Source organism: Sphaerisporangium sp. NPDC088356 (genome assembly GCF_040685555.1).
GTDB lineage: Bacteria > Actinomycetota > Actinomycetes > Streptosporangiales > Streptosporangiaceae > Sphaerisporangium.
The window spans coordinates 1-6,962 of record NZ_JBFBIK010000205.1; the positions used below are offsets into that span (position 1 = coordinate 1).

At 68.2% G+C, this 6,962-nt stretch carries 7 protein-coding genes; 1 reads left to right on the plus strand and 6 read right to left on the minus strand.

Annotated features, from left to right (window positions below; translation table 11 throughout):
* A partial coding sequence (locus tag AB0O34_RS35705; RefSeq protein WP_363923235.1) for a hypothetical protein occupies positions 1-231 on the minus strand: 231 nt, incomplete at its 3' end.
* A 95-nt stretch (positions 232-326) separates the two neighbouring features.
* Positions 327-3,185 (minus strand): PQQ-dependent sugar dehydrogenase, encoded by a 2,859-nt coding sequence (locus AB0O34_RS35710; RefSeq protein WP_363923237.1) that lies wholly within the window; start codon positions 3,183-3,185, stop codon positions 327-329.
* A 2,080-nt stretch (positions 3,186-5,265) separates the two neighbouring features.
* Between AB0O34_RS35710 and AB0O34_RS35715 the strand changes: the two genes are divergently transcribed.
* Positions 5,266-5,571, plus strand: coding sequence for a MauE/DoxX family redox-associated membrane protein (locus AB0O34_RS35715; protein WP_363923247.1), 306 nt, complete (start codon positions 5,266-5,268; stop codon positions 5,569-5,571).
* 167 nt (positions 5,572-5,738) lie between these two features.
* Here AB0O34_RS35715 and AB0O34_RS35720 read toward each other — a convergent pair whose 3' ends face one another.
* The 4 genes from AB0O34_RS35720 to AB0O34_RS35735 all read right to left on the minus strand — a co-directional run.
* On the minus strand, positions 5,739-5,900 hold the full coding sequence (locus AB0O34_RS35720) for a hypothetical protein (RefSeq protein ID WP_363923239.1): 162 nt from the start codon (positions 5,898-5,900) through the stop codon (positions 5,739-5,741).
* An 11-nt stretch (positions 5,901-5,911) separates the two neighbouring features.
* Complete coding sequence (locus AB0O34_RS35725; protein WP_363923241.1) at positions 5,912-6,136, minus strand: hypothetical protein; 225 nt, start codon at positions 6,134-6,136, stop codon at positions 5,912-5,914.
* 303 nt (positions 6,137-6,439) lie between these two features.
* Positions 6,440-6,565 carry a DUF397 domain-containing protein gene (locus AB0O34_RS35730; RefSeq protein WP_363923243.1) on the minus strand — a complete coding sequence of 42 codons (126 nt, stop codon included), beginning with the start codon at positions 6,563-6,565 and terminating at the stop codon, positions 6,440-6,442.
* Between the two features lie 37 nt (positions 6,566-6,602).
* Positions 6,603-6,962, minus strand: a 360-nt coding sequence (locus AB0O34_RS35735) for a Scr1 family TA system antitoxin-like transcriptional regulator (RefSeq protein ID WP_363923245.1), incomplete at its 5' end; no start/stop codon positions are given.

Genomic DNA, 6,962 nt, shown 5'->3' on the forward strand with positions numbered 1-6,962 from the left:
CTGTATACCGGGGGGGTTGGAGTGTTGCCGGACGGCGGCGGTGTTGCAGAACCCGCGCACCTTGAACGCGGCCGCCGGGGCGGGGGCGGCGGTGACCCTCGGGGCGGCCGCCGGGGGGGCCGCGGCGGTGGCCAGCGCCACCGCGGCGAGTGACACGCGCCGCAGCGCGGCGGCCCCGCGGCCGGATCTTCTACCCGGCGCGGGTACGGCGCCGGTCGGATGTCGCAGCATGGAAATGTCCTTCCGTCGTGGCGCCCGGCGCGGTCATGGACCGCGCTGGGCGCCACATCACGTGGTGATGGGATTCCGCGGATGGAACGGGCTGGTCAGGCGCGGGCCCACTTCTGGCCGGTGGCGCCGTTGCAGGTGGAGATCTGCGCCTTGGTGCCGTTGGCGGTGCCGTTGCTCGCCAGGCTCAGGCACTTGTTGGCGCCGACGGCGGTGATGGTGCCGTCGCTGTTGAAGCGCCACTTCTGGTTGTTCTGGCCGTTGCAGTCCCAGATGAGGACCGCGGTGCCGTCGGCGGTGCCGGCGCCGTTGACGTCCAGGCACTTGTTGCCGTAGACCCGCAGCTCACTCGCGGTGGTGGAGCTCCACGTCTGGTTGGCGCCGTTGTTGCAGTCCCAGATCTGGGCCAGCGCGCCGTTGGTCTGCGAGGCGCCGTTGACGTCCAGGCACCGGCCGGACGCCGTCGCCTTGATGGAGCCCGTGGTGCCGGGGGTGGGCGTCGGGGTCGGGGTGGGCGTGGGTGTGGGCGTGCTGCCCGTGTCGAAGGTGAAGGCGTCCAGGTCGAACAGGCTGGTCGAGCCGGTCGTGCCATGGAAGACGAAGTACAGCGTCGTGGGCGTGGTCGGCGCGCCGCTCAGCGTGGCGGTGGCATCGACGAAGGTCTCCCAGTTTCCGGTGACCGGCGCGGTCACCGTGCCCAGCAGAGTGCCGGTCGCCGAGCCGGCCCGCACCTCGATCCGGCCGCCGGCCCCGGCCGACGCGACCCGAGCGGTGATCTTGGTGGCGTTGCCGAGGTTGTAGGGCGTGAAGGAGATCCAGTCACCGTCTTCGATGTAGCCGACGGTCTTGCCGCCCTCGGCACTGGTGTGGTCGGTCACCGTGATGCCCTGCTGGGCCGCGAAGTGCTCGGCCTGCCGGTGCCTGGGCTGCAAGGTGCGCATGCTGGTGGTGGTCAGCCCGCCGTTGTCGGTGTAGGACGCGACGAACAGGCCGTAGAGGTTGGCCGCGGCGTCGTGCTCACCGTCGGACGGCACGGTGATCGTCCCGCTGCAGCCGGCCTTCTCGGTGATCTGGTGGCTGTGGCTGTCGTGGCCCAGGAAGTAGGTGACCGTGACCTTCGAGCAGTCCAGCGCGCCGTCCTCGGCGTCGCTTCCGGTCACCTGGAACGGCACGCTGTCACCGAAGGAGAACAGCTGCCCGTCGCCGGGCTGGGACAAGGTGATCGTGGGCGCGGTGTTGCCCACACTCACGTTGACGCTCGCGCTACCGGTCAGTCCCTGGGGGTCCTTCACGGTGAGCGTGGCGGTGTAGCTGCCGTTGGTGGTGTAGGTCTTGCTCGGGTTGGCGGACGTGGAGGAGGTGCCGTCGCCGAAGTTCCACGAGTAGGTCAGCGCGCCGCCCTCGGGGTCGGAGCTGCCGGCGGAGGAGAAGTTCACCGTCAGCGGGCTCGCGCCGGAGGTCTTGTCGGCCGCCGCCTTGGCGATCGGGTTGCGGTTGGCCTTGCCGATGTACTCGATGCGGTACAGCGCCTGGTTGTTGCTCCCGGTGCCGTAGTCCAGCACGTACAGGGCGCCGTCGGGGCCGAAGGCCATGTCCATCACCTGCGTGCCCGACCAGGGGAACGCGGAGATCTCTCCGTAGCCGCCGTCGGACTTGACCTCGATCGCCTTGATCCAGCGGCGGCCGTACTCGCCGGCGAAGAACCGCCCGTCCAGCGCCTGGGGGAACTTGACCGCGGAGCTGTTGTTCGGGTCGAAGCGGTAGACCGGGCCGCCCATCGGCGATTCCGAGCCGCTGCCGAACTCCGGCGGGGATCCGGAGTCGCCGGCGTACTTGATCCACGCCGGCCTGGCCGCGGGGAGTGTGGTCAGGCCGGTGTTACGGAAGGAGTTGTTGGTCGGGCCACCGGAGCAGTTGTACTTGGACTGCGAGGGGCCGCTGGGGAAGGTGTACTCGTTGTAGGTCTCGTTCGTGGTGTTGCTGCCGGTGCAATACGGCCAGCCGTAGTTTCCGGCCGAGGTGATCCGGTTGAACTCCACCTGCCCGCTCGGGCCGCGGCTGGAGTTGGTCGAACCGGAGTCGGGGCCGTAGTCACCCAGATAGACGACGCCCGTCGCCTTGTCCACGCTCATCCGGAACGGGTTGCGGAACCCCATGCCGTAGATCTCGGGGCGGGTCTTGGCCGTCCCCGGCGGGAACAGGTTGCCGCTCGGGATGGTGTAGGTCCCGTCGGCCTGCGGGTGGATGCGCAGCAGCTTGCCCCGCAGGTCGTTGGTGTTGGCCGCCGAACGCTGCGAGTCGAACTGCGGGTTGCGGTCGGTGCGCTCGTCGAGCGGGGCGTAGCCGCTCGACTCGAACGGGTTGCTGTCGTCTCCCGTGGTCAGGTACAGGTTCCCCTGCGCGTCGAAGTCGATGTCGCCGCCGACGTGGCAGCACTGACCCCGGTCGTTGGCGACCTCCAGCACGACCTTCTCGCTGGACAGGTTGAGCGTCTCATCCGAGTTCAGCGTGAACCGGGACAGGTTCAGGTGTCCCTTCCACGAGTCGAACGTGCTCGACGAGCCGCTGGTGGGAGCGTCTCCGCTGGGCGTGCTCAACCGCGGTGAGTAGTACAGCCAGACATAGCGGTTCGTCGCGAAGTTCGGGTCGACCGCCACACCCTGCAGGCCCTCTTCGTCGTGGCTGTAGACGTTGAGCTTGGCCGCCACCTTGGTGTTGCCGGAGGCGTCGGTGACCCTCAGCGTGCCATCGCGCGCGGTGTGCAGCACCGACCGGTTGGGCAGTACGGCCAGCGACATCGCCTCACCGAGCTCGTTGCCGCCGCTGGCCAGGTTGATCTGCTGGTAGTCGGACGCGGAAATGGTCAAGGCGTTGGCCGGCGGAGCGGTGAGTAGCACTGCTCCAGGAATGACCAGTGCGATCGTGGCCAGCATGGCGCGCCACGAATGTCGGGACATGAGGGTGTTTCCTTCCTGAGAAGAAGAGCTCGGACCAGAGCAAGGCGCATGCCGCCGCGCTCTGGCCGGTGGCAGCGGGCCACAGGGGTGTCGTCTCTGGTCTCCCGGCACCGGGACGGTCGGCCGTCCTTGCGCCGGTCGAGAATGGGGGTGGTCCGCCGCGGGTCCACCTTCGGCCGGTGTCGCCGTGACAGGTCCAGGTGCGCGGCCTCGCGGTGAGGTCATCGCCGGTCGACCTCGATGCGCGCGCGGGTGGCGGCACCGCTCACCTGGAGCCGGTGGACGCGGCCGGATGTCCCGGCTTGCCGGTGGTGCGCGGATCGGGAGGTGCCGTCCCCGGGGCGGTGTCCAGCCCTGGTGTGCGGCCCTGCGTGTCCTTCACGCCGCCGGACGGGCGCGCCCCTCCACCGGCTCCGTCGAAGGCGGGAGACAGGGCGCTTCCTCGGTCCGGCGCGGCAGGGAGACCGGGGTCAGGTATCCCGCGACCACGGCGGCGAGCACCGCGCGCGACTCGGCGTAGCCGGTCCGCCCCGATGGGGATCGTCTCGTCCGCGAAGCTTGTTTCGATCGGTCACGTGCTTCTCCAAGTTATGCGGCCTCGCGGGGCATCACATGGGATGTCTCCGGAGCGAGGCAGTGGAAGCCGACGTGGCCGACCACGATGCGGAGGGGCCGAAAAAGCACCTCCACATTCGCCGATGTGGTCCAGCCGTAAAGACCCCGAGACATTGTCGCGAGGTCTTGGCTACCCATTACGTTCCGATCGCCCCGGGCACGTCAAGCCCTTAGGTATGCCTATTTTCCCGGCTGAGGGCGCCACATTGCGGCAGTGCCGGGGTGATCTCCCTGCTCACCAGCCCGAACATCCGCATGCCGCGCCCGGAGCCTTGTTCTGCCGATCTTGCCGATTTCAGAACGTTTCATAGTCAAAGCCAGGAGGACCCGGCCGCCAGGCCCAAAGATGGGATGTCTCGGCCGTCAGATCCCCCGCCATCGCGGGGTCGTCCCGACCACATCCGCTGGCGCGGAGACCATGAACGTTTCATCCGCCACGCCCCCCCGGCCGGGCGAGCGTCGCTGGCCGGGAGGCGGTTGACGCCCGCCGCGGTTCACGGAGGTGGACCGGACTCTTGACACGCGCTGTGCGGTCGTGTGTGCTTCGCTGCACCTGGCGTCACCTCCAATCGCCGATGGCGGGAGCGCCGGGTTAGCCGAACAAAAGTTAGCGCTAACAATAAGTTGTACCGCCTTCGGGCAACGCGGCGGGGCCGGTGCTGGCCCCGCTTGCAATCGAATCGGTTCGACGACGTTGCTGATGTGTTTCGGGGACGGCCGCTGATTGGCCCGGTCCCGCGGAGACTTCTCCGTGGGATCGGGCCGACACCGTCGGCCGACCTGTTCGCGGTCCGTCAGCGTGGTCGCCACGCCGTCTTTCCCCCGCCAAGGAGTACGACGATCAGATTTCCCCGCTCCCCCTGTCACGCGTGCCGCTCGTCGCCGTCGCGCATCGCCCGTCGCCGGAAAATGACCGGCGGTGGGAACGCGACGCGTCGCCTCGCCGGCCTGTCAGTGAGCTTTCATTCCGCCGCCGGATTCCTCTTCGACCCGTAAGACCAGGCCGGCGCGGCGTGCCCTCCTTTTATGCCTGAGCGGGATGAGCATTTCGGTCCCGGCGAAACCAGGCCGGTGTTGACCATCGCCGAAGAGCGTGGCCCTATTCGCCGGCGTGCCGGCAGCGTGCCTACCTTCCTCGCGGTGGAGACCGGCCGGGGCCACCGTCCGAGAACTGAACTCCGACATGGGTAGCCGGCTGCGATGGCTGCGACGGGAACCGGTGCTCGCGTTCCACGCCGACGTGGAGGCCCTGTCGGCACGGTTCGCGCAGCGATCTCCATGACGTGCCTCCCGCGGACCCACGAGTCCGCGGGAGGTTTCGCAACCTGAAGGATCACGCGATGGCCGTCCTCATTTCACGACGCCACGCTGACTACCAGCGGAAACTCGTACACCACCTCCGTGGACGCAACCCAGTGCGGCGGCATGCCGCCGCACGGGCCGTCCGCGAGGAGAGGACGTGGGTATGGAGTACGTGAGGGCCGGTTGCGCGACCTTGATCGCTCTAATCTTCGTGGTATCGGTGGTGTCGAAATTCCGGGACCTGCCCGGGTTCACCAGATCGCTGCCCGCGCTCGCCCCGGTCCGGCCCGACCTGGCCCGCCCGCTGGCCGTGCTCGTCGTCGCCATGGAGACGGCGACGCCACTCCTCCTGGTGACCCCGCCCGCGGCCTCGTACGGCTTCGCGCTCGCCTCCGCGTCCAGGACGCGCTGCCGCGCGCAGGGCCCGATCGCCTCCAGGATGGCCGGGTCGGTCAGCTCGGTGCGGTAGCGGTCCCGGGCCCTCACGGATGACCTTGACCCAGTACTCCGCATTGGCCTCCCATCTCAACTGGTGGGTGAGGATGTTCAGCGCGAGGATCGAGTGGAACGAGTAGGTCTTGCGGTTCAGCCGGGGGACGAGCTCGATCGAGGAGTGCACGAGTTTGCACGGGTCCTTCAGCAGGCCGTGGCCGCGCTTGGCCGAGAACAGCGTCTCAAGCGCACGATCTTGCTCGCGCCCCCAGACCGGGCGAGGTAGGAGGAGACCTTCTGGGTCGCGTCGTCGCGCGCGATGTGCAGGGCGGCCTCAAGGGCGTTCAGCAGGTGCTGCTGGGCCACCGTGGAGTTCCTCAGGGCGTCCAGGTCGACGACAGCCCTTCGGCCTCCAGCTCCGCGACGAGCGCGTCACGGCGCTTCACGATGGAGTGCGCCGTGCAGTACTCGGCGACTCCCGGCACCGATGAGATCAGGCTCTGCAGCGACCGGCCACTGATGCGATCGAGCCATCCCGCCTTGTCCCACAGCCGACACACGGTGGTCTCATCCAGCCCCGACATGACCGCTACATCGGACATGTTCCATCCGACGTCCCTGGTGATTTCGGAAAGAGACCTCGGCTCGCCGTCCGCCTCCATGACCCTCTCTAAGGAGTGGCACGCGCTGACATCTTGATCTTACGAGCAGTTCGCCCGCAACACCCCCCTTTCCCCCGATCCCCCAAAAAGGCGCCCCGATCCCAAAAAGGCGCGCCTCCGGCGCACGTTCTTCCAAGGGCGACCCTCACCGACCCGTACCGCCAGCGGAGCAGACCGGGACGAAAGCATCGCACGCCTTCGTCCCGGCTACCGTGCGACAGATGCGGCGACGCTCGCGCAGGGTCAGAGGGTGCCGTGCTTGAGGCCGGTCAGGAACGCCGACCACTCACCTGAGGCCACGACCACGGCCGGGTGCGCGGTGTTCTTACTGTCCCGAACCGCGAAGACACCGGACAGATTGGACGCCACCTCGACACACTCACCTTGGTCGGCACTGAAGCTGCTCTTACGCCACCGTGCGTCGCGAAGTTCTTGCGCCACTTTGGTTCACCGCTTCCTCTATTAGCCGGAGGGACTGGCTGAACGGCAGGGCCTCGGCCCGGAGCGCGTCATACCGGCGGACCAGTTCGGCGATCAATCGGCGATCGTCGGAGGTGCGCCCGTAGGGCTGCCCATCCGTGTAGGCGGCGTAGGAGAGCCCGTTCCGTTCGGCGATGATGAAACCGCCCGCCAGCCCGCAGTGAGCCCGAAGCGTGCTGGGCACGACTTGGATCGTCACCTCAGGATGCCGAGCGACCTTGAGCAGGTGCGCTAGTGGCCCGTCACTGAACCTCGGCCAGGTAATTGATCTCCGGCGGTGAACCGG

Coding starts and splice junctions, on each gene's coding strand:
- AB0O34_RS35710 (WP_363923237.1), bottom strand. CDS start 3,185: ATGTCCCGACATTCGTGGCGCGCCATGCTGGCCACGATCGCACTGGTC.
- AB0O34_RS35715 (WP_363923247.1), top strand. CDS start 5,266: ATGGAGTACGTGAGGGCCGGTTGCGCGACCTTGATCGCTCTAATCTTC.
- AB0O34_RS35725 (WP_363923241.1), bottom strand. CDS start 6,136: ATGTCCGATGTAGCGGTCATGTCGGGGCTGGATGAGACCACCGTGTGT.